Below are 26,719 nucleotides of genomic sequence, written 5' to 3' on the forward strand. Positions count from 1 at the left end.
CCTTTCTGCCGGTTGGTTTAGTTAACGACAATCGTCGTTTTCATCCATTCGTGGGCTCCGCCGCAGTATTCGTTGCAGAGCACGAGATAAGAACCCGGCTTGTCGAACTTATACGTAAGATGGTTGACTTCCCCCGGAAGCACCATCATGTTTACATTTGTGCCCGGGATTTCAAACCCGTGGACTACGTCCTTGCTTGTGATCATAAAATGCACGGTCGCTCCCGCGGGAATTTCCATCTTATCCGGCTTGTAACCGAACGCGAAAGCGGTCATAACGGCTTCGTATTCGTTCTCCCCCACTTTCTTCAGGCCCGGCTGATCGAAAGGCGGCGTCAAATCGACCTTCGCCGGATCGATCGTGTGCGCATGGCCGGTCGGCGGGTTCATTCCCATCGCAAACGCGGATACGCCGATCACGGACAGGAAGACGATGAGCATAGAGATACCGAAAACGATCCAGATTTTCTCCAAACGATGAATATGCATGTAATATCCCCTCTTTTTTTTCCGATTCGCGGAACTTTTTGCGTATTTGTCCCGTTAACTTCTTATAAGGTACAGAGCAAATACGCCGAACCAGGTAATCAGAATAAACGCGCCCAAAATCATAACCGATGCGAAAGCGCCTTTCAGCTCCGGTTCCTTCTCGTTCGCCCCGCTTTGCGGAGCGGGCTTAATGTCCTGCTTTTCCTTGGCAGGCGCGAGCTTTGCCATAGCGGCATCCCCCTTTGTCAATGAAGCTTTTCATGGTTTCATCTTACCTTTGGCGTGAGCACCCACATGTGATAATAATCACAAATTCTTTATGAAATTGTAACGATTTTGTTACAAGGTTTTAGGTATCGAGACCTGGTTCTACATGGTATAATGACAGAGCAAATCATATGTAAAATGTTTGTAAATTGAATGAACAGGAGATCTGTGATGCAGAAAGGTATTCATTTTATAGCGCGTCGGCTGCACTTATTCGTTTGGCCCCTGCTGCTCGTTGTCTTCATTGAGTTTTTAAATCGGGGAGGAGTGATGGCCGCCCTATCCTGGGTCAAGCACAGTCCGGGGGAAATGGTGCTGAACTATTTGCTGACCTTCTGCCTGTTCCTTGTTTTTACCGCTTTGACCGGCCGGAGCCGCATCGCGTTCTGGATCGTAGCGGCTTTCATGCTGATCTGTGGTCTAATCAGCGGAATTAAATTCAAAATTCTCGGCGTGCCCCTTCTGCCCTGGGATTTGTTCCTCAGCAGCGAGACGACCGATATCGTCCAATACTTGAACGGTTTGTTCGATAAAACGATCGTAATCGGCATTATCGTGTTCCTTGCGGGCAGCGTCGCCCTGCTCTATTTCGTTCCCTGGACCCATTCCCGCTTCCGCTGGAAAGAGAACATCGTTCTCGGTGTCCTTGGCGTCGCGCTCGCATGCGCCGTCTATTTCGACAAACCGGTTCCGATCAAATCCGCCCTTCATATTTCCACCATTCCCTGGAACCAGGCCGATAACTATCATGTCAACGGGTTTATGCTGTCCACTGTCATGAATATCGAGCAGATCATTATCGATGCTCCACAGGGCTACAGCCAGGCGAATATGGACAATTTCGTGAAGCGGGTCGAACGCCGTACCAACGTGGATCCGAATATAAAACCGAACATTATCGTCATTCTCGGCGAAGCTTTCTGGGATCCTACCCGGATGAAGAACGTAACCTTCAGCGAAGATCCTGTTCCGTTCATCCACCATCTCCAGCAGAACTATTCCAGCGGTTATATGCTGTCGCCCCAGTTCGGCGGCGGAACCGCCAATGTCGAATTCGAGGTGCTCTCGGGGAATTCGATCCGGTTCCTGCCGGAAGGTGCCATCGCCTATAACCAATACATGAACCGACGCGTCGATTCACTGGCCAGCATATTAGCGAGACAAGGGTATCAGACGGCGGCCATTAACCCGTTCCATAACTGGTTTTTCAACAGCCGCAACGTGTACCAGAACTTCGGATTCTCCAAATTCATTTCCCAGGAGTACTTCGAGCCGGAATACAACGGTCCTTATCTGGCCGACAAAGCGGTGATGAACAAAATCATCGAGCAGGTCGACAGCACGTCCGGTCCTGACTTCGTATTCGCGAACACGATGGAGAATCACGCGCCGTTTACGCCGGATAAATTCAAACAGAACACCATTAAAGCGAGCGGCAATTTCCCGGAGGAAACGAAGGGCATGATCGAGACACTCGCCCAGGGCGTTCATAATACGGATGCCGCGCTCAAAATGCTCGTGGAACATTACGAGAAGAAAGGCGAGCCGACGATCATCATGCTGTTCGGCGACCATCTTCCGGCCATGGGAAATAACTTCCAGGCCTACAAAGATACCGGATACTTGAAGGACGATGACGATTCCGCAGCCGTGCTGGATAAAATGTACACCCTGCCGGTCGTCGTCTGGGATAACTATTTGCCGAAGCATCAGGATAAGCTCGACATGAGCGCTTCCTTCCTCGGGCCTTATCTTTTGAATCTGGCGCAGCGCGAAGGAACGCCGTACACGGACTACCTGTTCTCCTTGTCCAAAAAGTTCCCGATGATCCCGCCCCGGAATCATTACGACCGGATGAAGCTGACCGAGCAGGATGTGACGGAGTACCGGATGCTGCAGTATGACGTGCTGTTCGGGGAGCAGTACAGCTTTAACGGCTTCCGCGACAAGATCATCAATCCGAAATACACACTCGGCTTCGGTGAGATGACGATCGACAATGTGTCGCCGCTTCACCAAAGCACGGCCGGAGGCAGCGGCGGAGATTCTTCCGTCGAAATCAGCGGCAAGAACTTTGCTCCGGGGTGTGTCGTCTATTTGAACGACAAGGCCTTAAAGACGACTTACGAGAGCCGCCAATCGCTCTCCGCCATCGTCCCGAAAGATGCCGCCGAACCCGGGAAACCGGTGAACCTGCAGGTAAAAGTGATCGATTCCAAGAACCTGCCGATTCAAACGACACCGGTCAAACAACTGAATGAACTGAAATAACGGCACGATAAAAAAAGACTTGGCCGTGCGCTTCCCGGAGGAAGCGTACGAAGCCAAGTCTTTTTTGGATTCAGATGAAAGGGGTCTAAGAAGGGACGACCCCGCTGAGCACCCGGCATCGGCCGGGAGCGTCCGTGCGGAACTTTTCCACGTTGCCGTTGTCCGCTACGGTGACATAGACCGTTCTGCCGTCCGCACCGCCGAAGGTCAGGTTCGTACAGTTTTTGCCGTGCAGAACGACTTCCTGAAGAATGTTGCCCTGAGGGGAAATCTTCAGGACCGTTCCTTTACCGAAACGGGTGCTGTACAGATTGCCCTGCGAATCGCAGCGCATTCCGTCCAGTCCGAAGTCGGGAAATTCAATGAACAGACGCTTGTTCGAAATCGCACCCGCTTCGGTCAGATCGTATACCCAGATCCGCCGCTGAACGGATTCGTTCACATACAGCCTTTTCCCGTCCGGTGAAACTTCAATCCCGTTGGTTGTCCCCATCCCGCTCTCCAGAAGCGTCGAGTTGCCCGGGGTCACTCTCCAAAGGTTGCCTGTATTATTGCTCCAGTTCGGATCGCTTGCAAAAACAATATCGTTTGCCGAGATCGCAATGTCGTTCGGCTGGTTCATTCCGGGTCCGTGCGCCCAGACCGTAACGGCTTTGGTGGCCATGTCTACTTTCAGCACGTTATGGTTCGTATAATCGGCGACCAGCATCTCTCCGGCTCGCGTAAAACGGATTCCGTTGCCGATACTGCCGTTCGGAAGCTCCACGAACACACTGCTTTGGCCTGCCGGCGTCACTTTGCCGATGGTACCTTCTTTCGCATAATTAACGGCATACAAATTCCCTTGGGCATCGCAGGCGGGACCTTCGATTCCACCCGTAAATCCGTGCGGAGGTGTAAATACACTGCTAGTGAACAATTTCTCCATGTCGATCTCTCCTTTTTTTATCAACTCCACCAATTAAAGGATATATTACCTAGCCGAATCGGCGCTCGGCTTTTTTTCTGAGATCGTGAACCGCCACAACCTTAAACCGCTGACAACTGGCGGATAACCAGTCCTGCAGCCCCGATGGCAAGGGCTTCCTCCCCGAAACTTCCTTTGCTGAATAGCACCTGGTAGTCGGGGTAATAATAAGTTTTCTTTATCGCGGTCTGTGTGGCGGTATAGAAGAATAGATCATTCGTCGAAATAAGCGGTCCTCCGAGCACGACTTTCTCCGGATGCAGCATATTGAGCAGATTGGCCAGCCCGATGCCGAAATAAACGGCGGCCTGCGTGATGACTTCAACCGCCAGTGGGTCCCGGCTGTGGAGAGCCTGCATAATCTCGCGGAAAGTAAGCGCATCCGGACTGCCGAGCGCGGACAGCACACTGGACCGGCCCTGCTTGAGCCGAGCACGTATTTCGCGTTCGACGGCATAAATGGATGCATAGGACTCCAGGGCCCCGTAATTCCCCTCCTGGGACCGGGGGGCGACGCCATCCGTCTGGATGATCATCTGCCCGATCGAGCCTTCCATATCGACGGCCCCGTAAATAATCTTTCCTTCGCTGAGCATGGACGAGCGTAGGCCGACGCCTAGGTGAACATACAGCATATGACGGAAGGAACGTTTCTGCCTGGACCAAGATTCCGCGAGAAGCGCCGTATTTGCTCCGTTATCGAGGAGCACGGGCAGCCCGAGCCGTTCTTCCAGCATATTCCGGACGGGCACGCCGTGCCAGCCGGGCGTCGGGAAATAACGCGGATTCAGGATGACGCCTTCCTCGCGGTTTACCGGGCCTACGGCTCCGACACCCATGCCGAGCACGTGTCCGGGGGGAAAACCTCTGCGCTGCAGCATGGCTTCCGCTTCGTCGGCGACGGACGCCAGCAGCACATCCGGCGTCAGCCCCTCCTTCATTTCCCACGTCTTCGATTCAAGCACCTTCATCTGCATGTCGGTCAGGACGAGACGGGAAAGGGTACGGGATATATCAACTCCGAATGCGCAGCCGTAATCCGCCTGAATTCGGTAAAGAACCGGTCTGCGGCCGCCCGTGGACGGGCCGTGCCCCGATTCGGCGATCAGGCCCTGCGCGCACAGTTCGTCCAGCAGCCGGGTAAGGGTGCTTACGGTCAAGCCGCTTTCTTCCAGCAGCTCGATCTTGGAGACCGTCCCGCCCTGGCGGATCAGCTCGAACAATTCTTTTTGTTTGCGGTTTCCGATGCGCTCGGAAATCGGACTGTTAACCATAAATCGCCACACCCACTAACGCACTAAGCAGAATAACGGACAACGGATGCATCCGGTAACGGGTAAGCCCCAGCAGCGCCAGCAGGAAAATCGCTGCCGAAACGCCGGTCTTCCAGGTCCACCATTCCGTCCGGAAATAGGTAAAGCCAAAGCGCAGAGCCGCCACGACGACCAGCGCGGCCACTACGGGACGCAGCCCGTAAAAGACGGTTTTGACGGTTCGGTGCGTCCGGATGGCATAGAAAAAACGCGCGACCGCCGCGATCAGAACGACCGACGGGAGCACCATCCCCAGCACGGCCGCCGCCGCTCCGGGAAGCCCCATCGTCATTTGGCCGATATAAATCGCGCAGTTCGTCGCCAGCGGCCCCGGCGCCATGCCGGAAATCGCCACGGCTTCCGAAAACTGCTCCGGCGTCAGCCATCCCTGCAGTTCGACCTCATGCTGAATGGCCGGAATCATCGCGAATCCGCCCCCGAACGAGAGAATTCCGATTTTGAGGAACGTCCAGAAAAGGGTGATCAGCATCTTCACTCTCCCCTTTATATGCCTTCGCCGAAATAACATTCGAGCTCAGGATAACGGGGAACGGCCGGGTCAGCGGACCGCTCCCGTCTCCGTTTTTTAGGCTCGAAGCGAACGGCGAAGCCGAAATGTCCTTTTGCCAGCACAAGCACACAGCCGGCGGCGACGCCGAGCAGCATGACGAGCAGAGGGTGGATTCCCGTCAGAAGCAGAGCCGCGATAGAACCTGCGAAGACAAACAGCGAAGCGCCGTCGAATACCGAAGAGCGCAGCAGCTTCAATCCCGCGTAAGCGATCAGAGCCAGAACCGCCATCTGAATGCCTTCCATTGCCGCAATAACTTTAGGATACTGCCTGAACGCGGAAAAGCCAATAGCGAGTATAAGCACCAGCACGAAGGTAGGCAGCATCATGCCGAAAACGGCGGCAAGCATGCCGGGAACGCTTCCGAGCTTGTAACCGATAAAGGCGGCCGCGTTCACGCCCACTCCCCCGGGAGCGACTCCCGAGACCGAAATCACTTCGCCGAATTCTTCCTCGTCCAGCCAGCGGCGGCGCAGCACGATCTCCCGTTCTAGAATGGGCAGCATGGCAAAGCCACCGCCAAAGGAAACGGGCCCAATGCGGGCGAACGAACCGAATAATTGCAGCAGCAGTTTCAAACGGGCAGCGGAAAATTTCAAGAGAATCATCTTCTTTCGTGTCTGAATAAGTGGTTATCTCCATTCTAAACGACTTTCTATCATTTTGAAATAAACTTATGTGTATTTCTATTCATTTAGACGAATTCGTCTTTTCGAAAACCTGATTTACACTTACTTATCATTCATTTTATATAAAAGTTGGGATTTTTAACGTCAATTCCCTCTTTTAATAAACCTAAAATCCGATGCTTATAATAGGACTAAAATTCCAAATTCCGACAAAAACTAAGCTTACCTGCCTATTTTCTTGTTTCACTCCAATTTTACCGGGTAAATAAAGTTAGTTTCTAACAACCCGTACGTCATCCGCTCAATCTCCGCTTCGAGGTGTTGAGACAGATGAATAACATGAAGGAGGTTGTTTTAGTGAACAAACACTTAACGGGAGTTCTCGCTCTTCTGCTTACGCTGGCACTGCTGCCTTTCCAGCATGCATCGGCCAAAGAAGCGGGGCCTTGGACCGATCAGACCCTGATCGCTCATGCGATGGGCGGAATTTCCGGTGAAACTCTCACAAACTCATACGAGGCTTTTCTGATCAATTACGAAAAAGGTCACCGCCTATTCGAAGTCGATCTTAACTTGACATCGGACGGCCATCTCGCGGCACGGCACGACTGGCTCCGTTATTTGTCCGATCGTCTGCAGCCGACCCTTCCCGATCATCTTAAAGACGGACCTGTCACCTTGGCGGAATTCAAACGTCACAAAATTTTGAACAAATATACGCCTCTTGATCTCGATCTGCTGCTTCAACTGCTGGAGCAGTACCCGGATGCTTACATCGTAACCGATACGAAAAGCGAAGACCCGGAAGTCGTTCAGAAACAATTCCAGCTTATCGTTCAACAAGCAAAAGCGGTAAATCCGGCTCTTCTGGAACGCATTGTTCCGGAATTGTACGAAATCGACATGATCAACCAAGTGAAGAAAATCTATGATTTTCCAAACTATTTCTTCTCCATCTACATGACCAGCTATTCCGAAAAAGAAATCATCTCGCTGGTGAAGAAAAACAACATCAAGGCGGTAGCGATGCCGGTCGAACGGGCTACCTCTACGATGATCGGCGGCCTGAGCAAACTAGGTGTTCCCGTCTATGTCCATACGGTGAATGAGTTGAAGGAAGTCAACAAGCTGAAAAAAATCGGCGTGCACGGCTTTTACACCGATTTTCTGACATACCGCGAGGTTTCGCCGGATTCCGCGGCCGCCAAAACACAGACCGCAGTCAAAGCGGCATCGGCTGCGCCGGCGGGTAACCAGACAAACAGCGTGGTACAAGCCGGGGAAAAACCGGCTCCCGGTGCGCCGCCTAAAGAGACGCTTATGCAAAAGCTCGCTTCGCTTGTCATTCAGGTTTTTGAAAAGTAAACGATCAAACGGGTTCGCTCATCCAGCGGCCCGTTTTTTTACGCCCCGAAAACCGGGTCCTGCGGTAAGCTTGCCGCTTTCGATGCCTCCTATCCGCTTCCAGCGGATTCACTTTACCCCGGATATGCAAAGAAACCGGACCACGGGGGTCCGGTTTCTTCCTATAGGAACGGAGCATGCTCCGTTTCTTGCCTATTGATTGGCCTGCTTAGATACGGCGGTCGGCGTCTGAGGGAGCTTCGTCGCGATAGCTGCTGGACCAGCGGTGATATTCGTCCTCCGCGGCATCCTTCGTATGTCCGTAACGCTCTTGAAGCTTGCCTACAAGTTTATCTTTCTCGCCGTTAATAACGTCCATATCGTCGTCCGTGAGTTTACCCCACTGTTTTTGCGCTTCCCCTTTGAGCTGTTTCCATTTCCCTTTGAATACGTTGTTGTCCATGGTATCTCATCTCCTTAGAGGGTTATCGGTTATCTCTACAATGCTTACTTACCCTGCAAGGCGACTGATGAAACCCCGGAGCCCGTACTTCAAGAGGCTGCGCATCAAAAGAGCCGACTCTCTTGGAATCCAAGCAGCTGTCGGCTATCTTTATTACATCACACTTCCTCCCGCCGCGGCAGGGGGAAATTTTTACAAAAAGGGATACAAATGTACACTGAAACAGGACGCTTCGTTGTCACCTTGCGAGAGAGCGTCATTCCGTTCAACGTCCGCCGCGCTCGCCTCCGAGGAGCATACAGCCCCAGGGGGACTAATTGATAGGCCTAGGTGCACTTACAAGCCATTCCCAGGGTTCCATTCGGAATAAAACCGCACCAGATACTGCTCCATGAACTCATGCCGCTCCTCGGCCAGCTGCCTGCCGGTTTCCGTATTCATCAGCTCTTTAAGCTTGAGAAGCTTCTCGTAAAAATGATTGATCGCGGTGCTCTTGCCTTCTCGGTACTGTTCCGCCGTCATTTCAGATCGCGGCTCGAGATGCGGATCATAAATCAGGCTTCCCCGCGCCCCCGCGTAAACGAATGTCCGCGCTATGCCGATGGCTCCGATCGCATCGAGCCGGTCCGCATCCTGGACGATCCTGCCCTCGAGTGTGCTCATCTTTGTGCCTGTGCCGCCCTGAAAAGACAAGGTTCCAATGATGTCCAGGATATGCCGGACCGCTTCGCCGGGCACCTTGTTGTCTGCCAGCCACGCGGCGAGTTTCTCGGTTTCCTTCTTTTTGTCGTCCACCAGCTTCTCGTCAATGAGATCATGCAGTAATGCAGCCATTTCGCATACAAACTCGTCCGCGTTCTCCTTCTTCGCGATAAGCTTGGCCAAACGCGTTACACGATGAATATGCCACCAGTCGTGACCGGTCGGTTCGTCCTTCAGCTTTTCCCCTGCCAATTGATACGCTTTCTCCAAAACAGTCTGTAGTTCCATAGCATACAATCCTTTTTAAATAATAATTGTGGAAAGAACGCCTCGATTTTGCCCCGGTTTGCTTCTATTTGCAGCGGATCTCATCTCCGGACAAAAAAAAGTGTACTCCCCGGAATTGCGAGAGTACCAGAACGTGTGGAGTGTGAAATTGAAGCTGACCCGTACCCTTATTACACCATAAATAGATAAAGTTCATAAGGGATAAATTCGGCGAATAAAGGGCACAATTATCTACTCTTTACTTGGAATTGCTCAATTCTCAGCAAAAATACCGCATACAGTTCCAGCCTGCATGCGGTATTGGTCTTTTTGCATCTATTAAGAAATAGCGCGAAGCAGTTCCTTCACATCTTCAATGCGCGTCAAGCCGGTTGCGGAATCGATAATCGACGTGTACACGTGAGGAATGATGATTTCCGCCCCGTTCTCCGCACAAACTTCCACGACTTTGCCGATGGTATCGATGTCGATGCCGCCGGTCGGTTCGAAAATTTTGATTCCCTGTGCGACGGAAGCTTTCACCATGGCCGCCAGCTCGTCCAAATGCTTCGTTCCGCCTATCGGATAGAACTTAACGGAGTGAACGCCGATTTCAGCGAGCATGGCCGCTGCCGCTTCACAAGAAATCGTGTCGTTTTCAAAAGAAACGCTGGTCGGTCCCGTGGCGATTCTGACTTGACCGGCCGTTCCGCTTGGCGTGATCAGGGCGTTCACGAGCGTATCCTCGCTGCCCACCGCGCGCATAGCTCCGAGCGTGTAGCCCGCAGCCGGGAACACCTGGTTGACGTGAGCCGGTTTCGTGCGGACGGAAACGTCCACAACCTTGCGCCACATCGCCGGATCGCCGGCGCCGAGACCTACCGAAACCGGTACGCCTGCGGCTTGAAACTCTTCTACGGTTTTAACCGCTTCATCCACGGACGGGAAGTTCTTAACCATCAGACCCACATATACGCGGCCTTCCGCAGCTTCCACGATCTGCTTGGCGTTTTCAGCCGTTTTCGCTAATACGTTTAATTTAATCGTCGGTTGTGCCATTTCGTTCTCTCCATCTCCTTTATCTTTAAGGGGGTTTTTAAAGACTAGGCTTGCAGAATTTCTTTGATTCTCTGCGCGATCACGCGCTCCTGGCCTTCCAGTAGAGGACGCGGGTCCACGCTGATAATTCCGAGGTTGGAGTAATGATTGCGCGTGTACACGGCCGGACTGCCGGATTCGAGCTCCTTAATGAGCTCGTAGGCGGTTTTGCCGGCGGCTTTCGCGTCGATGGTGAGCTGCGCGCGGTAAATGGCGCGTCCGGCTTCGTCCTGAGTGATGGCACCCTTCACGCCGGGAACGTCTTTCAGCTCCGCGATGAGCCATTCCATGCGCTCACGCTGCCGCTGGGACTCGTCCGGGCGGTTGTCGTAACGGCGAAGCGCGGTCAGGAGGCCGATGATGCCCTCCTTGCCGATCTTCATCGGACGGCCGACGCCTTTGTACTGCGCCCGGCAGGCGGCCATCAGGTCCGCGCGTCCGCAGATGAAGCCGGACGTCGGGCCTTCCAGGGCTTTGCCGCCGCTGTACACGACGATCTCTACGCCCATCGCGATGTACTTGCGGAAGTCTTCTTCGGCGGCCGCGTCCACGATCAGCGGAATGCCTTTGTCCTTGGCGATGGCCGCCATCGTTTCGATGGACTGCATGCCCTTCTGCACCGCGTGGTGAGACTTCACATACAGCAGGGCGGCGGTTTTGTCCGTAACCGCTTCCGCGATGTGGTCTTTCTCCACGTGGTTAGCCTGGCCGACCTCGACGACTTTGCCGCCGCCGATAGCGATCATCTGCGGAATGGACGCTCCGAAATGGACGGAGTGGCCTTTCTGGATGACGATCTCGTTGCGGAGGCCGTCGGTGAGCGGAATACGCTCGATCAGCGACAGGCTCGTGCCGGCGATAACGGCCGCGACCGAAATCGCGATGCCTCCGGCAGCGCCCGTGGTCGGACAGCCGTCTTCGGCGCCCGTCGCTTCGGCGATGACCTTGCCGGCCTGCACCATCAGCTCGCTGATGTCCACGTAGTCCATTGCCGCCTCGGCAACCGCCGCCGCCACATCTTTGTGGACGGCGCTGGCTCCGAGGGCGGTCATTTTGCCGCTTGCATTGATGACTTGCTTACAACCGTAACGCTCGAAAATACTCATGGTCTCTCTCCTCTATCCTTGATTTGAATCCATGGTATGAACATCTTGTCGTGCAGAGCTATTTGTCGCCAATCTCGCTTATTTCGTTACGATCGGGAAGATCGCGCCGAGGATCATGGCTCCGATAATCGCGCCGCCGGCGATCGGCTTTTTATAATAGTAGAAAATAGCTGCGCCGATAGTTGCGCCGATCCCGACCGGAATGGAAGCCATAACGGCGGAGATGACAATCAGCGGGCCCAGATAACGCCCGGAGGCGTTCCCCGCACCCATCATGACATCCGCTCCGAACGTCGAATTCGAGGCGTTGATCGTAAACTTACGAATCAGGATGATGACTGAACCGACGGCTACGCCAAGTACGGCGCCTGTCAGAAGAGCCAGCGGGAAGTTCGTGAGCGGTGCCGTCATACCGGCGCCGAGCATAAGAGCCGGCACACCGATGCCGATTCCGGTTTGAAGCGAGCCGCCGATGTCGAGGATACCGACCAGAGGGGCCTCGAGAATACGGGCGAACAGGAAGCTTGCGCCGAATGCCGCTGCGGCTCCGTAGCTGCCGCCCTTCAGACCGGCTTCGAGCATGGCGACGATCGCGATATCGTTAAAAGCGCCTACATGATATACATAGTATAAGTGAGTTCCGGCGAAAATCCCAGAAGAAAGACAAGCTACGAACAAAACGAATGCCCACTCGGAGAACCAAAAGCCTTTTTGCAAGTTGTTTTCCATGTTATTTCACCACCGATCCGAAGAATGCGTGCAGGTCGATAAGCCACTGCGGCGTCGTCAGGCTCATGCTCTTAAGAAGAGCCACGTCAAACGCACGGAAGAATCCGCTGAAGATGAACAGCAGGATAACGGCGACGAGCATGGTCTTGGTGATCCGGTTCCAGCCGCTGTCGTCTACGCCCTTGCCGATGAGAATGCCGAGCACGATACCCGGTACGGCGTTGCCCATTACGAGGTGGGAAAAACCGCCGAGCATGGTCGCCCATACGCCCGTCCGTTTGCCCGCATCCATGGCGGCGGTCCAGAATACGATCGGCATGATCGGATTGATCAGCCAGTTTGCCGCCGGGACAAGCACCTTCGTCGCGACGGATTGCAGCGAAGCCGGAATTGCTGCGGCGGTCGAGTTCAGCAGCGCGACCACGACGGCACCGATAATCGCGCCGGCCCAAGCCATTTTACGCGGATCGTGAAGTGTTTCCTCCAGCTTTTTGTTGCGGGAAAGCAGCGCAGCGGCCGACCAGTGCGGAATGATCCGGTGGTCGACGTCCTGGGTCAGGGCGCCTGCGCCCACGACGGATGCCCAGGCGTTGAACAGGAAGCCGAGGCCGAACGAGAAGTGAGCGACGGCGTCGCCTTCGCAGGCGTTCAGCTCGCCGAAGGTGCGGAATGCGCCCATTCCCTGCACGTTAGGTGCGTGGAACATCCGCGCTGCGCCGGCTCCGACCCCGAAACCGACCAGGAGTCCGATAATGATGGACTCAAATACGATTATCAATGTGTTCATGTGTATCCCCCAAAACTTCAGTATACAGGTGGTCTCCAGTTCTCTCTATCCTCACACTAAACAGCTGCCCCGGCAGCTCAGCGCATATGAAGCAGACGCTGATACTTGCTCAGGTTCTCTTTATTTTCTGTAAATTCCACTTCCGAAAGGTTCACATATTTCAGTTTGACCGTTATTCGCAGAGTCACCTCGTAGCGAGTTCTCGTCCGCGGAAATAAGAATCCGAGAAACTTCTCACGGTATTGCGTCAAATGGGCCGAAACGACTTCCACATCCTGAGGCTCGATCTGCAGAAGCACATCTGACGTCTCCTTCGAAATTTGGCTTTTCATGCGGGTCAGAGCTTGTTGAAAAGCTCCCTGCTTGGTTTCCGACATCCCGCTTACGACGAGTGTTAACGGCTTTTCCTGAAACATGGTTTACCTCCCGTTTTTCTTGATATATTCTTCGGTTAAACGGCGGCCGAGCTCTTCGACATCCATGAAACCGAACCCAAGAACTTTTTTACCTTCGCGGATCGCCGTAACGCCCGCATCAATGGAACGCATACCGAATTCCATCGGATATTTATATTTGGTATTCGCCGTAACCGCACCCGCTCCGCCGCTTCCGCAGAAGGAGATGCCGAAATCCGCGTTTTCCTTGTTCATCACGTCGCCGAGCTTCATGTCAGCGCCTACGCCCGGAATCACAATCGCGACGCCGCCCGCAGCCTCTACCCCTTTTGCCACGTTCTGGCCTTTACCGAGACGATCACCGATAACTACTTTCACTTTGTTTTCCATGAACTTTCACTCCTTAAAGATTGGTTTTGGCCGCTTCGAAATGAACAGCAAGGAAGAATACTTCGGCGTCATCCAATTTCCTTTGCGGCGGCATGTTGTAAACCGCGAACAAGCGCTTGCTGAGATCTACTGACTCCGCACTGATCTCTTCGAACATCTCCGGCTCGATTTCCGGCAAATATTCGTCCTGATCGACTCTTCTCAGGAAAGCGAGAAGATGAATGCCGATGATGACGGCTTTCGTATGCGGTATACTAAGGCCGATTTCTTGAGACATCGAACGAAGTTTCGTTAACAGGTCTTTTACCGCTTCGAGCTTTTCGGGAGAAGCTTCCGTTTTTTGCGGAATTTCTTCCAGGACTTCACTTATGTTGTACATGATGTATCGCTCCAGCTCTTAAAGTATATTGCGGCAGCAGCTGCTGGTCGTATTGAACCGTTTTGCCTTCCGAATCCGTAAGGGATACGGGCTCCTGCACAAGCCGGAATACGGTAATATCCGCTTCGGCGCCTTCGCGGAGGGTGCCGATTACGTTTTCGCGCTGAATGGCTTTGGCCGGCGCAACGGTTGACCAGGCTACCACCTGCTCCAGGGAATAGCCCATCGCCAGGAGCTTCGTCATTGTCAGGGCGAGGCTGTAAACCGGCCCGCGCTCCAGATTTTCCAGATACAAGTCCGTGGAGATGGAGTACGGATCAATGCCCAGCTCCTTCGCTTTAACCAACGTATCGAAGCTGAAGCTCGAGCTGCCGTGTCCGACGTCGAACAGGACGCCGCGCTCCAGCGCGCGGACCGCCTGCGGAATCAGGCTGCCGTCCGTGTTCAGGATGCCGCCCGCTTTGCCGTGGAAGGCATGCGTGACGACGTCGCCGGCTTCCAGCAGATCCAGCACGTCTCCGAGTTGAGGCGGAGCGTTGCCGATATGAACCATGACCGGAAGGCCCGCTTCCCTGGCCGTATCCTTGGCAATCTCCAAAGGCCGGATGCCGCTCGTTTTGACGACCGAGCCGCTCATGCGGGCCTTGATGCCGATAATCCGGTCCCGGTTGCGCTCAATGACCGCAAGGACTTCCTTCGGATCCAGCTTGGTCAGATCGGCGAGCTCCGAGCGTCCTTCGACGAGGCCGGGCGCCGAGATATTCAGCCAGGCGTAAACCCGGCTTTTGCTCGGCTCGATGCTTCTGCGGACGAAATCGTCGAAATTGGCGGCTCCCGAGCTGCCGGCATCGACGACGGTCGTTACGCCTTGGTCGATTCCGACCCGGTCGGGGGCTACGCCCATGGCCGGCACGCCTTCATAAATGTGGGTATGAATATCGATGAAACCCGGCGATACGTAACTCCCCGAAGCATCGAGCGTTTGCCCGGCCTCTATGGCAGCCGTACCCGGCTTGAATACACCTGTGATTTTACCTCCGCCGACCGCAACGTCAAATGCACCGGATATTCCTGTGGATGGATCGATTACTGTTCCTCCGTGGATCAACAAATCCGCTTTCATGGTTACGCACTCCTCTCAAAGTACCGTAGAATGGCCATTACTTCGCCTTCCGTCGCGTGGATGCGATGTTCGGAAAGCAGCATTTTCAATTCCTCCGCCAGCTCGCCTTCCGCCCCTTCGGCTGAAGGAGCGGAGCCCGTCTGGATATAAGCCGTATCGAATGCGATGCGGTTCATCATAAAAAGCAGATGAAGCGTCAAGCCTTCGAGTCTCTCTTCATTCAGATACGGAGCGAAACGTGTCCGGATTGCCCGGCTCAGTTCGAAGCCTTTCCAGATGATATCCTGGAATTTCTGCTCCAGATAGGAAAGCTCGGGCCGCTGCAGGCTCGATGACCGGCCCGCCGACGCGCCCTCCGCACCCCCATGTTTCTCCAGGTTTTCAAGCCTAAGCCGGATCGATTTGAAATCGTTCTTATCCGGAATCGGATTGACTACCACAACGGGTACGTCCGCTTCAATCGGGAAAATACTGATAACCAGATCGAAATCGCCGACAACCTGCTTGTCGAACTCCATCACGGAACAGAAAGACGCGACCTGGAGTGTCTTGATTTCGTTTTCGATGACCGTCTTCAAAAGCTTCGACGTCCCCCGGCCGGTTCCGCATACGACCAGTGCCCGATACCGCTGGACTTCCTGCCTGCGTTCGAAAGCGGCTTGAAAGTGAAGAACAATATAAGCGATATCCGAGTCCGAGAGCAGAATGCCGTAAGGGAAAAACACTTCTCCGCAGGCGGATCTCACGGTTTCGAACATGGTCCGGTAAGATCTGAGTATTTCTTGAAGCAGCGGATTCGGTTCCGCGACTCCGTAGCTGTACTTGTTCAATTTGTCCGCGATATGCGCATGCAGATGCTGCATGAGATCCGGATCTTTGCGGAACCGGACGTGAACCGACTCGCTGACGATATCGATGAGTTTCTTCGTTACGGCAAAAGCGTCCGGCAGCTGCGCCCCTTCTTCATCCCTCGCTCTAAGCAGCGGGGGGATCAGGCCGATCGCCGGGAGGCTGATGTAGCGGATGTTCTCCTCGGAGAGGGGAAGCTCCAGCTCCGCAAACAGCCCCGTCAGCTTCTGCCGGAACAAATCCGAGATGCTGAGGTGATAGCCGGCCAGCGTCCGCTGTTCGAAGGCGGCAGGACGTTCGCCGGAATCGGCGGACGGTTGTTCCTCCGCCGGGGGCTGCCTCTGAATGACGATGCAAAGCCGGATAAAAACCCCGATGATCGCATTGTCCGTCAGCAGCAGCTGGGTTTTCTCCCGGATTTCGCGTACCAGGGAGCCCACATCCTCGAACACGCGGTCCAGGTCGCGCACCGGCTGCAGAAACCATTCCAGCAGCTTGCTGAAGTGAAGATGCGGCCTGCGCTCCTGCACGACTCCCTGCACGATCTGGAACATGTCGTTGCCGTCCAGCAGGTCCTGGATCACATGCTCCAGCACGGCCCTTCTTCTCATTTCGGAACCGCTTACCCGGAGTCCGTGCCGGGTGCGGTTCAGCGTCAATCCCGAGCCCGCAAGCAGCTGATCGGCCAAAGCCAAATCCGCCTGAACGGTGTTCCGGCTTACATCGTGCTTGGCGACGAGTTCGCCGATGGTGAGGTAGCCGTCCAGCAGCAGCAGATCGATCAGCATGTGCCTCATCCGTCCCTGCTGGTTCAGGAAGACGTGCTCGCCGACCGCATCCAGTTTCTCCAGCAGATGAATGCGGTCCGTATCGCTGCAGTCGATCCAGATCCCACGGCTCGGCTTCGACAGCAGCTCAATCTGCTCCTGCTGCAGCCAAAGACGGATGGATTCGAGATCGTATTTCACGGTTCGTTCGCTGACTTGAAACTCTTCCGCACATTCCTTGATGCGGAGCGGACTGTGGGAATAGACGATTTTTTTGAGCAGTGCACGAGATCGCGTTGTAAGCGTCATGATATCCCCTCCTGCATATTCATCCTGTTAACGTCTATTGTACCACTACCCGCCCGCCGGTACGGAAGAAAAACAAGGCCTTTCCCGCCGCGGTACTGCATCCGCAGCTTCCTTTGATTTCACTCGTAAGCGAGCGTTCTTTCATTCGGAGGTATTTATAGACTTACCGGTATATCGGGCCGGCCCGCGCAAAAGTTTACAGCCACTCCGCCACGGCCGGAACCCGGCTTATGATGTGCCGGCGAATTTCCTCGGCCGTATCCAGTTCCAGCGCTTCGTCCGCCAGTCGGCTCAGCTCGCTCCGGTTCAGCTTGTGCATAAGCGCCCGAGCCGTAGCGACGGAGCCGCTTCCCATGCTGAACTCATCGAGCCCCATGCCCAGCAGCAGCGGAATCGCGATGACACTGCCCGCCATTTCGCCGCACATGCCGACCCAGCGGCCTTTCTCGTGCGCCGCCCCGATCACGTGGCGGATCAGCCGGAGCACACCGGGATTGAACGGTTCGCTCAAATGCGCGATCGTTTCGTTCATCCGGTCGGCCGCCATCATGTACTGCACAAGATCGTTGGTTCCGATGCTGAAGAAATCGGCTTCGCGCGCCAGCTGATCGGCCGCCATGCCCGCAGCCGGCACCTCGATCATGATGCCTACCTCGATGTCCTGCGCGTACTTGATGCCTTCCGCGTCCAGTCCGGCTTTCGCATCGGCCAGGACCGCGTTCGCCTGGCGGAGCTCTTCGATGTTCGAGATCATGGGATACATGATCTTCACATTGCCGTAAGCGCTCGCCCGGAGTATCGCGCGCAGCTGCGTGAGGAACAGATCTTTCCGGTCCAGGCAGAGGCGGATAGCGCGATAGCCCAGGAACGGGTTCGCTTCCTTCGGCAGGCTCAGGTAAGGAAGTTCTTTATCTCCGCCGATGTCCAGCGTCCGGATAACGACCGGCCGGCCGGCGAACATTTCGGCCACGATCTTGTAGGCCAGAAACTGCTCTTCCTCCGTCGGCATCGTATCGCGCCCCATGTACAGGAACTCCGTCCGGTACAGCCCGATGCCCTCGGCTCCGCCGTCTCTGGCGGCCTGGGCGTCCTGCGGGCTGCCGATGTTGGCGGCAAGCTCGACATGATGCCCGTCCGCGGTTTGGGTCGGGCGTCCGATGTAGGCGCCCAGCCGCGAGCGGCGCTCTTCGTACCGGGCCTGCTTGCCCCGGTACAGCTCCAGCAGCCCGGCATCGGGGTTGATGTGCACGGTGCCTTCGCCCCCGTCCACGATCACGTAGTCGCCGGGCTGTACCCGCGCCGCTTCCGCGCCCATGCCGACGACCGCCGGAATTTCCAGCGAGCGGGCCATGATCGCCGAGTGCGAGGTACGGCCGCCCACCGCCGTAACGAAGCCGGCGATGCGGCTGCGGTCGAGCCGCGCCGTATCCGACGGCGTCAAGTCATGGGCGAAGAGGACGACCGCTTCGCCCCCGCCGCCGATATCGCCGGCGGATTCCCCGCGCAGCAGGCGCTGCAGGCGGCCCGCCACATCGCGGATGTCCGAGGCGCGCTCGCGCATGTAGGCGTCGCTCATGTTCTCGAACAGCTCCACGAGCGCCTTCGCCGCGTCTTCCACGGCCGCTTCGGCGTTCAGCCGCTCCGAGCGGACGGCTTCGGCCGCCGCCCCGACGAAATCGTCGTCTTCGAGCAGCAGCATATGCGTCTCGAAGATTTCGGCGTGAGCCTCGCCCAGTTTGAGAGCGGTTTCTTCTTTGAGGCACCGGAGCTCGTCAAGCGCCTCCCGTGTCTTCTCCTCCAGCCTTGCAACCTCGGCTGCGGTTTCCTCTTCCGCCAGCGTTCTGCGCTGTGCTTTCTCTGCCTGCGGCTGCCATAAATGCGCTTTCCCCATCGCATAGCCGGGAGCGGCCGCGATGCCCTTCACGCTTTCGATTTCTCTCTCCTCTATCATCCGGTCACCTATTCAAGTACGGATTCGAGCATGGTTCCCAGCTCGTTAACCGCTTCTTGTTCTTGCTCGCCGGAAGCTTTGACCGTTACTTTATCGCCGTAACGCATTTCCAGGGAAAGCAGTCCGACGATGCTTTTCGCATTAACGCTCTTGTCTCCCTTGGCAATCGTTATGTCGCATGTAAACGCTTTTGCTTTTTTCATAAGTGCCCCTGCGGGACGCGAGTGAATACCTAACGGATTCTGTACGGAAAACTCTTTCTCCATCTGTGGTATCTCCTTCCGATTTAAAACGGTTTCTGTATGGCTTAAACATTTTGTAAAGGAAAGGTTCCTGTAAGCCCAAGATAACGCAACCGCTTCCAACTGAATAGATCAAACCTTTTGCACCATCCTCGGTGCAAAAAGAAAACCGGATCTGGGAAGATAGTCCCAAATCCGGTTATTCCGGCCTAGTTTTACAGGAATTCAGGCAGAAAAATTAGGCGGCCGAGGCGGATTTCCTTCCTCCCGGAGAGGTTCCGCGCTCTCCCTTTTTTTCCGGCCGTCGGCCATCAGCCTGACCGCTTTCGCCTGTACGACCGGAATTGAAATCAGACTGACGAGCGTGACGCCGATGATGGAAATGTACAGCCAGCCCTCCAGTTTATCCAAGGACATAATGAATACGAGCAGCACAATCCGCATGCCGACCAGCATGCTTTCCCGCCAAATGAGGAAAGCCGCTTTACGGCCCGGAGCATAGTCCTCGATACATTGAAACTGCTGGGCGTTCCAGATCATCGCGAAGAAAAACATGCCGAACGCCGTAAGTACATTCGAGAGGATCAGCAGCGGTTTAAGGGGAAACATCGCGATCACAAATCCGGCCGACAGCAGAAGAACGCCGAGCCAGAGACAGAATTGATCGTTCCATTTGAACTTCCGGTACAGAATGAGCCCGAGGAAGGCGGCCCCCGTGTAGAGCAGATTCAGCAGCGCGATCAGCAGCTTATCCTGGGTAACCGTGAACGTAAAGACGAGCGTAAACAGGTTTTGAAACTGAAGGAATATGCCTCCAGCCAATATCGAAAGGATCAGCCATATGGATTGGCGGTCGCCGAAAACCCGCTTCCACTGAAGCTGCCGCCAGAAGCCGAGCTCGGGCGTCTCCGTCCTGGGTAGGGCGATACGGGGCATGGTGGCCGAGAAAACCAGCATGACGATCAGAAAGACAAACATCAGGACAAACGAGCTTTCATACCCGAACCAGCCGATAAACTGGGCCGAAATAATAGGAATAACCATGGACAGAATCGAAGCGATGAGATTGTTCGCCGCGAAAAAGGAAGCGATTTCAGTTCCTTTCCCGGAAAAAGAAACGCTTAGATTTTGGGCGACCGTATAGAACCCCCACATGAGACCGACCGGAAATCCGATCAGGGCGATCCACAGAATCCGGTTCTCCAGCGTAAGGAACGTCAGCATAATAAATGCGGCCGTACCCCCGAAAGCGGACAAGGCGAGCAGCAGGCGGATCGTGCGGTGGTAGAGCAGCTTCGCTCCGAGAACGAACGAAAATCCCCAGCCGAAAAACATCACCATGTTGAACCAGGAAATTTCAAAAATGCTGGTATTGGCCTGCCAGATATACAGGTTCACAAAAATCCCGATGTAAATAAAAATGATGGACGACACAAAATTCATGATCAGCATTTTTCGTATGTTCGTCGACAACGGATTCACCCTTCCGGCTTAAGCATCCAATCGATCGGGAAAATTTTCCGAATCTCAAGCCCTTTCCGCATTATAAGCATAAGTTGTAAACGCGTCCATAATTAAATTTGTTAAATATACGCGATTATTTTGTATAAAGGGACAACCCCCCAATCCTCTCAATCTTGCGGTTCATAGCATAGAGAGATTTCTAATCGAATCCGGGAGGAATGATCCATGACGACTTTGATCACCGTACTTGCTTTTATTGCCGCCGCAACCGCCGTTTTTTTCATTTTCCGTAAAAAAGAACTGCCGAAAGAACCCCATCAGCCCTGCCAGCTGATCGTGAAATTCAAGCCGGACACCCCGGAAGAACTTATTGCGAAGCTTCACAAAAAACATAAATGCAAGGTGCTGGAACAATGCAGCACGCTCGGTCATCATGTTTTGTTCACGAAGCAGCCCCTTCTCAAAACGATCAAGCGCTATGAAAAACACGAAGTGCTGGAGTATGCCGAATTAAACTATATGTATCAGGCGTTCGAGTCCGCGCCTTCCGGCGGCAAGAAGCAAGGGAAAGGGCAGTCCTCCTCGGATGTGAATGTATTTGCCATCCCTAACGATCCTTACTTCAGCCTCTATCAATACGGTCCGCAAAAAATTTCGGCGCCCTCGGCATGGGATGTGGCGCAAAGCGCCAGTTCGGTCGTTATCGCCGTCCTGGATACGGGAGCCGAGCTGACTCATCCCGATCTGGCCGCCCACCTGGTTCCCGGTTACGATTACGTGGACAACGATTCGAATCCGAGCGACGGCAACGGACACGGTACCCATGTGGCGGGCATTGCGGCCGCCGTTACGAACAACGGGATCGGAATCGCCGGCGTTGCCCCGCTCGCTTCCATTCAGCCTATCCGTGTTCTTGACAACTCCGGCAACGGAACGGTGAGCAATATCTCCAATGCGATCATATACGCCTCCTTCTTCGGCGCCCAGGTCATCAACCTGAGTCTCGGCTCCCCGTACAGCTCGACTACTCTCCAATATGCGCTCGATTACGCTTGGAGCAAAGGCTCGGTCATCGTGGCTTCGGCCGGGAATGACGGAAGCACGACACCCAACTATCCGGCCGCCTATTCGACGGTCATTTCCGTGGCTTCCACGGATTCGGCCGACAACATCTCCTCTTTCTCCAACCGCGGAAGCTGGGTGCAGGTCGCCGCGCCCGGAACGACGATCCTCTCGACGTTCCCCGGCTCCAGCTACGCCTATCTCAGCGGCACATCCATGTCGGCTCCGCACGTATCGGGTGTGGCGGCTCTCCTCGCGGGACAGGGCCGTACGAATGCGCAGATCCGCGACGCGATTCTGTTTAACGCCGATCCGATTTTCGGAACGGGGACGTATTGGGTGTACGGCCGGGTCAACGCAGACCGCGCCGTGCGCTCCTGAGCAGGGCGGGTTGGGAGACATTCGGAGAGGCTGCCAGTTGATTCCGCAGGTGGGGATATTCGGCCGTGAGGTTACAGGACCGGTTAAGGTGAAGGTTACAAAAACCGGTCGGGCCGCCTTGCAGGGAAGCCCGCCGTCTTACGGCGTCCCCCCGCTTCAGAGCTGCAGTAGAGTAAAGCTCCCAGGACGGGGCTTTTTTTATTGTCCGGCCTCTTTATTTCAGCCGTTCTCAGTCCTTCAATTGGAGACGTTCTCCGAAACTTTCGATTTTCTCGGAAATAAATCGCTTACAGCCCGTTTTGTCCGCCGTATGGTCTCATTTCCGCCTATATGGCGCTCCAGCTGCCTTGCCCGCTTTTTCCATTGGCCTTTACAATAAAGAAATGAGTTTATTCCTGAGGAGGTGGTGGCATGGGCAGTCAGAGGCTGCTTCGGAATTATGTGAAAGCGAACCTGGGATTGTATTCGGTCGGGGTCGCCTTTATTATCCTGTCTAACGTGGTGCAATCGTTTTTCCCCCGGGTTCTGGGAGAATTTACGGACGATCTGCAGCTGAAAGTCGCCACATCCCATACGGTTGCCAGCTACGGCATGCAGCTTCTCGGGATCGGTGTGGCCTACGGAGTGCTTTTCGGCATCGGCCAGTATACGAACGCCCGGCTCGGACGCCGGTTCGAATACGCGACGAGGCAAAAGCTGTTCCGTCATTTCTCCACGCTCAGCGAGCATTATTTCTCCAGGCACGGTGTCGGCAAGCTTCTCAGTTACGTCATGAACGACGTGACGGCCGTCCGGGAGTCCATCTCGAACGGTGTCAACCAGACCACCAATGCCATCTTCTTTATTCTCTCCGCTTTTGTCATGATGTCCTTCAGTTCCATTCCATTCGGCTTGATAGCGCTGAGTCTCGCGCCTATGGCTTTTATTCCGTTCATCGTCGTGTTCCTCGGGCCGCGTATCCGCTCCCGGTCTCTTGAAGTGCAGGAATCGCTCGCCACGATGACCGAATCGGCCGAGGAACAGTTCGGCGGCATCCGCGTGACCAAAACGTTCGCGGCCGAAGAAATCGCCTACGAGCGTTTCGGCCGGAACGTCGACGCGATCCGGGAAAAGCAGCTTCGGCTTGTCCGGATGTCGTCTCTTTTCCAGTCCCTTCTCCCCTTGATGGGCTCTTTTTCGATGATCATTGCCATTCTTGCAGGGGGCTATATGACGCTGCATGGCCAAATTACGCTCGGCAGCTTCGTGTCCCTTACCTTCTATCTGAGGATGATGATGACTCCTCTGCAGCAGATCGGCAACGTGATCAATATGATGCAGCGTTCGCGCGCATCGCTGGAGCGGCTCAATCACCTGCTGGCCGTAAAACCGGATATCCGGGAGGAAGCAAAAGCCGAGCAGTTGGAAAACGGGGCGGGAGAGCTGGAAATCCGCGGACTATCCTTCCGCTACCCCGGTTCGGACCGTCAGGCTCTGGAAGCCGTCGACCTGAAAGTCGAGCCGGGCGGGACGCTCGGAATCATCGGGCGCACGGGGAGCGGCAAAACGACGCTCGTCAAGCTGCTCCTGCGCATTTACGATCCGCCCGCGGGCACGATTTATATCGGAGGCCACGATATCCGGCGGGTTACGCTCGACAGCCTGCGCTCGCAGATCGCCTATGTCCCGCAGGACGGCTTTCTGTTCAGCACGACGATCCGGGACAACATCGCCTTCTCGCGGAGGGATGCGGCGGACGACGAAATGCAGCAGGCCGCGCGCGAAGCGCAGATTTACAGCAGCATTACGGAGCTGCCGCGCGGGTTCGAAACGAAACTGGGCGAACGCGGCATCACCTTGTCCGGCGGTCAGCGCCAGAGAGCGAGCCTGGCACGCGGCTTCATGAAGCAGGCGCCCATCCTCATTCTCGATGACAGCGTAAGCGCCGTGGACGCCGTGACCGAAACGAACATCGTCCGCCAAATCCGTGCCGCCCGCCGCGACAAAACAACGCTGATCATCGCGCACCGCATCAGTGCGGTCAAGCACGCGGACGAAATCGTCGTCCTTGATGAAGGCCGCATCGTGCAGCGGGGCACGCACAAGGAGCTGCTCGCCCGTCCGGGCTTGTATGCTTCCCTGTATCAGATTCAGGAGGAGGGGACCCGGCATGCCTGATCCGAAATCACCGGACGCAAACGCTCCGAGGGAGCCGGCTTCCACCGGTCCGGCCGGGCAGAATTCTACGGGGGCCGGGCAAACGGCGGATACCGCAAAAAGCAGCGGAACCCCCGAACCGAAAGAGGGCCCGCGCCCGGGCAGGCTCGACGCACTCAAGGCGACGCTCACGTATGCCAAGCCGCACAAGCTCACGTTCATCGGCATTTTTTTCTGCTCGCTGATCGCCATCATCGCCGAGCTGCTGCAGCCGTATCTGGTCAAAATCGCCATCGACGACCACCTCTTCGGCGGAAGCGGAGCGATGCGGCCCCTCGTGGTCATCGGCCTTTTTTACCTGGGACTATCCGTCGTCAACTTTGCTTTTACCTATGTCCAGAACAACCTGCTCCAGTATGCCGGACAAAGCATCGTCGCCAGTATCCGCAAAAATTTATTCGCTCATATTTCAAAGCTGTCGATGTCTTTCTTCGACCGTTACCCGATCGGAAGTCTAGTCACGCTCGAATCGAGCGATACCGAGACGATCAGCCAGTTTTTCACTCAGGTATTCCTCAGTCTCGTCCGGGACGGGATGACCCTGGTGCTGATCATCATTTTCATGTTTCAGCTGGACGCCACGCTCGCCTGGTACAGCATGCTTCTTCTGCCGGTCATCGCGCTGATCGCCGTCCTTTTCCGTTCCATGCTGCGAAAAGCTTACCAGGAGACGCGGGCGCAGCTGTCCCGTCTCATCGCTTACCTGGCTGAAAATCTCGCCGGGATGAGCCTCATTCAGACGTACAACCAGCAGGATGAGCAGTTCGGACGTTTCAGCGGCCGCAACGGGCAGTACTTGAAAGCCAACTTGAAAGAAATCCGCACAAACGTGCTGTTCAACCGGTCCTTCGATATTTTCGGCAACATATCCGTCGCTCTTCTCGTCTGGCTCGGGGGACTCGCTTTTCTCGGGGGCAGTATCGAGTTCGGTGTGCTTTACGCATTTATTACCTATATCCGCCAGTTTTTTCAGCCGATCAACCAGATTACCCAGCAGTGGAATACACTGCAATCGACCTCCGTTTCGATGGAGCGGCTGTGGAACATTTTATCCACGGAACCCGACGTAAAAGAACCTGCCGGCGAAGATAGAACCGAAGTCGATTGGAGAAAAACAGCCGGAAAAATCGACTACAATCACGTGGATTTTTCTTATGTGGAGGGAACCAAGGTCCTCCGGAATCTGGACCTGCACATTAAACCGGGGGAAATGATCGGGATTGTCGGAACTACAGGCGCGGGCAAAAGCACGCTGATTTCCCTGCTTACCCGCTTCTATGACGTGAATGCCGGAAGCGTCACGATCGACGGCACCGATATCCGGCGCATTCCGCAGGATACGCTTCACCGGATGATCGGGCTCGTCCAGCAGGAGCCGTACCTCTACTCAGGTACGATCCTCGACAACGTGCGGCTGTTCCGGCAGGAAATCAGCCGCGAAGAGGTGACCGCCGCCTGCAGGGCGGTCGGCGCCCATCCGCTCATCGCCCGGCTCAAGGACGGGTATGACACGAAGCTCTCGGAACGCGGCAGCGGCCTCTCGGCCGGCGAGAGACAACTGCTGTCGTTTGCCCGCATTCTCGTGTTCAAACCGAGAATTCTCATTCTCGACGAAGCTACGGCCAACCTCGACTCCCATACGGAGCAGCTCGTGCAAAAGGCGCTTTCCGTCGTCTCCGAAGGCAGGACGGCCCTGCTCATCGCCCATCGGCTGTCCACGATTATGCACGCCGACCGGATCATCGTCATGAAGCACGGCGAGATCGTGGAGGAAGGCACCCACCGGCAGCTGCTCGCCAAGAAAGGCTACTACGAAGAGCTGTACCGCCACTCGCAGGGCATGCAGGCGATCGGGTCCTGACTGTCCGGCCCGTTTGTTAAAAAAAGACCCGCAGCCTCACGTTCGGTTACGAACAAGAGACTGCGGGTCTTTTTGCCGGCGGCTTGCTTACGGCACGGATGCGGGGCAGGATCTGCCCGTACAAGCCGCAGCGCGGCTCGGGGAGCGGGTCATTCGCCGCACAGTGCCATCCACGGCGGAACGGCTGCCGAAGCTTGCCCGGGAGCTGCGGCAACGAGGCTGACCACCGGCGTGGGACGCCACACCGCGCGCGAAAGATGCGATAAGGGGCCGCTCATGACGCATGATCACGATCAACCGCTCGGCGGGAGGTGACCGGCCGCATCGCAATGCCGGGCGGCGCGTCCT

At 55.4% G+C, this 26,719-nt stretch carries 25 protein-coding genes; 5 read left to right on the plus strand and 20 right to left on the minus strand.

All coding sequences use genetic code 11. The features are described from left to right. Positions 1-17: 17 nt before the first annotated feature. Together ACI48J_RS18320 and ACI48J_RS18325 are read right to left on the minus strand one after the other, a co-directional pair. The gene (locus ACI48J_RS18320) at positions 18-488 is read right to left on the minus strand and encodes a cytochrome c oxidase subunit II (protein WP_009677258.1); all 471 of its coding nucleotides are present in this window, start codon (positions 486-488) and stop codon (positions 18-20) included. A 54-nt stretch (positions 489-542) separates the two neighbouring features. After that, the gene (locus ACI48J_RS18325; RefSeq protein WP_009677255.1) at positions 543-716 is read right to left on the minus strand and encodes a cytochrome c oxidase subunit 2A; all 174 of its coding nucleotides are present in this window, start codon (positions 714-716) and stop codon (positions 543-545) included. A 210-nt stretch (positions 717-926) separates the two neighbouring features. On the opposite strand from ACI48J_RS18325, the gene ACI48J_RS18330 reads away from it, so the two are divergent. After that, positions 927-3,026: a sulfatase-like hydrolase/transferase gene (locus ACI48J_RS18330; protein WP_405079611.1), complete on the plus strand. Its 2,100-nt coding sequence runs from the start codon at positions 927-929 to the stop codon at positions 3,024-3,026. An 85-nt stretch (positions 3,027-3,111) separates the two neighbouring features. Here the strand turns inward: ACI48J_RS18330 and ACI48J_RS18335 are convergent, their stop codons facing one another. The 4 genes from ACI48J_RS18335 to ACI48J_RS18350 form a co-directional block, all read right to left on the minus strand. Further along, positions 3,112-3,954 carry an SMP-30/gluconolactonase/LRE family protein gene (locus tag ACI48J_RS18335; RefSeq protein ID WP_405079612.1) on the minus strand — a complete coding sequence of 281 codons (843 nt, stop codon included), beginning with the start codon at positions 3,952-3,954 and terminating at the stop codon, positions 3,112-3,114. A 101-nt stretch (positions 3,955-4,055) separates the two neighbouring features. Continuing rightward, positions 4,056-5,267 (minus strand): ROK family protein, encoded by a 1,212-nt coding sequence (locus ACI48J_RS18340; protein WP_405079613.1) that lies wholly within the window; start codon positions 5,265-5,267, stop codon positions 4,056-4,058. Next, positions 5,260-5,796: a chromate transporter gene (locus ACI48J_RS18345; protein ID WP_326053251.1), complete on the minus strand. Its 537-nt coding sequence runs from the start codon at positions 5,794-5,796 to the stop codon at positions 5,260-5,262. The genes ACI48J_RS18340 and ACI48J_RS18345 overlap by 8 nt, the downstream gene beginning before the upstream one ends. A gap of 14 nt (positions 5,797-5,810) precedes the next feature. After that, on the minus strand, positions 5,811-6,485 hold the full coding sequence (locus tag ACI48J_RS18350; protein WP_405079615.1) for a chromate transporter: 675 nt from the start codon (positions 6,483-6,485) through the stop codon (positions 5,811-5,813). Between the two features lie 378 nt (positions 6,486-6,863). On the opposite strand from ACI48J_RS18350, the gene ACI48J_RS18355 reads away from it, so the two are divergent. Continuing rightward, positions 6,864-7,871, plus strand: coding sequence for a phosphatidylinositol-specific phospholipase C/glycerophosphodiester phosphodiesterase family protein (locus ACI48J_RS18355; protein ID WP_405079616.1), 1,008 nt, complete (start codon positions 6,864-6,866; stop codon positions 7,869-7,871). A 208-nt stretch (positions 7,872-8,079) separates the two neighbouring features. Here ACI48J_RS18355 and ACI48J_RS18360 read toward each other — a convergent pair whose 3' ends face one another. The 14 genes from ACI48J_RS18360 to ACI48J_RS18425 form a co-directional block, all read right to left on the minus strand. Beyond that, positions 8,080-8,313 (minus strand): CsbD family protein, encoded by a 234-nt coding sequence (locus ACI48J_RS18360; protein WP_326053254.1) that lies wholly within the window; start codon positions 8,311-8,313, stop codon positions 8,080-8,082. 336 nt (positions 8,314-8,649) lie between these two features. Then, the gene (locus ACI48J_RS18365; protein ID WP_326053256.1) at positions 8,650-9,303 is read right to left on the minus strand and encodes an HD domain-containing protein; all 654 of its coding nucleotides are present in this window, start codon (positions 9,301-9,303) and stop codon (positions 8,650-8,652) included. 318 nt (positions 9,304-9,621) lie between these two features. Further along, positions 9,622-10,341 carry a KDGP aldolase gene (locus ACI48J_RS18370; protein ID WP_405079617.1) on the minus strand — a complete coding sequence of 240 codons (720 nt, stop codon included), beginning with the start codon at positions 10,339-10,341 and terminating at the stop codon, positions 9,622-9,624. Positions 10,342-10,385: 44 nt separating this feature from the next. Continuing rightward, the gene (locus ACI48J_RS18375) at positions 10,386-11,486 is read right to left on the minus strand and encodes a DgaE family pyridoxal phosphate-dependent ammonia lyase (RefSeq protein ID WP_405079618.1); all 1,101 of its coding nucleotides are present in this window, start codon (positions 11,484-11,486) and stop codon (positions 10,386-10,388) included. Between the two features lie 78 nt (positions 11,487-11,564). Then, the gene (locus ACI48J_RS18380) at positions 11,565-12,215 is read right to left on the minus strand and encodes a DUF4310 family protein (RefSeq protein ID WP_326053260.1); all 651 of its coding nucleotides are present in this window, start codon (positions 12,213-12,215) and stop codon (positions 11,565-11,567) included. A gap of 1 nt (position 12,216) precedes the next feature. Then, positions 12,217-13,002, minus strand: coding sequence for a DUF4311 domain-containing protein (locus tag ACI48J_RS18385; protein ID WP_326053261.1), 786 nt, complete (start codon positions 13,000-13,002; stop codon positions 12,217-12,219). 77 nt (positions 13,003-13,079) lie between these two features. Then, the gene (locus ACI48J_RS18390; protein ID WP_042228729.1) at positions 13,080-13,418 is read right to left on the minus strand and encodes a DUF4312 family protein; all 339 of its coding nucleotides are present in this window, start codon (positions 13,416-13,418) and stop codon (positions 13,080-13,082) included. Positions 13,419-13,421: 3 nt separating this feature from the next. Continuing rightward, complete coding sequence (locus tag ACI48J_RS18395; RefSeq protein WP_042228730.1) at positions 13,422-13,787, minus strand: glycine-rich SFCGS family protein; 366 nt, start codon at positions 13,785-13,787, stop codon at positions 13,422-13,424. 13 nt (positions 13,788-13,800) lie between these two features. Beyond that, positions 13,801-14,166: a PRD domain-containing protein gene (locus tag ACI48J_RS18400; protein ID WP_405079620.1), complete on the minus strand. Its 366-nt coding sequence runs from the start codon at positions 14,164-14,166 to the stop codon at positions 13,801-13,803. After that, positions 14,150-15,289, minus strand: a complete 1,140-nt coding sequence (locus tag ACI48J_RS18405; protein WP_405079621.1) for an amidohydrolase/deacetylase family metallohydrolase — start codon at positions 15,287-15,289, stop codon at positions 14,150-14,152. Before ACI48J_RS18405 ends, ACI48J_RS18400 begins: the two co-directional genes overlap by 17 nt. 2 nt (positions 15,290-15,291) lie before the next feature. Next, complete coding sequence (locus ACI48J_RS18410; protein WP_405079623.1) at positions 15,292-17,214, minus strand: BglG family transcription antiterminator; 1,923 nt, start codon at positions 17,212-17,214, stop codon at positions 15,292-15,294. A 196-nt stretch (positions 17,215-17,410) separates the two neighbouring features. Continuing rightward, positions 17,411-19,165: a phosphoenolpyruvate--protein phosphotransferase gene (ptsP, locus tag ACI48J_RS18415; RefSeq protein WP_405079624.1), complete on the minus strand. Its 1,755-nt coding sequence runs from the start codon at positions 19,163-19,165 to the stop codon at positions 17,411-17,413. 8 nt (positions 19,166-19,173) lie between these two features. Next, the gene (locus tag ACI48J_RS18420) at positions 19,174-19,431 is read right to left on the minus strand and encodes an HPr family phosphocarrier protein (RefSeq protein ID WP_326053268.1); all 258 of its coding nucleotides are present in this window, start codon (positions 19,429-19,431) and stop codon (positions 19,174-19,176) included. 201 nt (positions 19,432-19,632) lie between these two features. Then, positions 19,633-20,880 carry an MFS transporter gene (locus tag ACI48J_RS18425; RefSeq protein WP_405079625.1) on the minus strand — a complete coding sequence of 416 codons (1,248 nt, stop codon included), beginning with the start codon at positions 20,878-20,880 and terminating at the stop codon, positions 19,633-19,635. Between the two features lie 216 nt (positions 20,881-21,096). Here ACI48J_RS18425 and ACI48J_RS18430 point away from each other — a divergent pair, with 216 nt between their 5' ends. The 3 genes from ACI48J_RS18430 to ACI48J_RS18440 all read left to right on the plus strand — a co-directional run bounded on the left by ACI48J_RS18430 (position 21,097) and on the right by ACI48J_RS18440 (position 26,371). Then, the gene (locus tag ACI48J_RS18430) at positions 21,097-22,314 is read left to right on the plus strand and encodes a S8 family peptidase (protein ID WP_405079626.1); all 1,218 of its coding nucleotides are present in this window, start codon (positions 21,097-21,099) and stop codon (positions 22,312-22,314) included. Positions 22,315-22,725: 411 nt separating this feature from the next. Next, on the plus strand, positions 22,726-24,471 hold the full coding sequence (locus tag ACI48J_RS18435; RefSeq protein WP_405079627.1) for an ABC transporter ATP-binding protein: 1,746 nt from the start codon (positions 22,726-22,728) through the stop codon (positions 24,469-24,471). Then, positions 24,464-26,371 carry an ABC transporter ATP-binding protein gene (locus ACI48J_RS18440; protein WP_405079628.1) on the plus strand — a complete coding sequence of 636 codons (1,908 nt, stop codon included), beginning with the start codon at positions 24,464-24,466 and terminating at the stop codon, positions 26,369-26,371. The genes ACI48J_RS18435 and ACI48J_RS18440 overlap by 8 nt, the downstream gene beginning before the upstream one ends. The last annotated feature ends 348 nt before the right edge of the window (positions 26,372-26,719 follow it).

The organism is Paenibacillus chitinolyticus (assembly GCF_045038035.1).
Taxonomy (GTDB): domain Bacteria; phylum Bacillota; class Bacilli; order Paenibacillales; family NBRC-103111; genus Paenibacillus_F; species Paenibacillus_F chitinolyticus_A.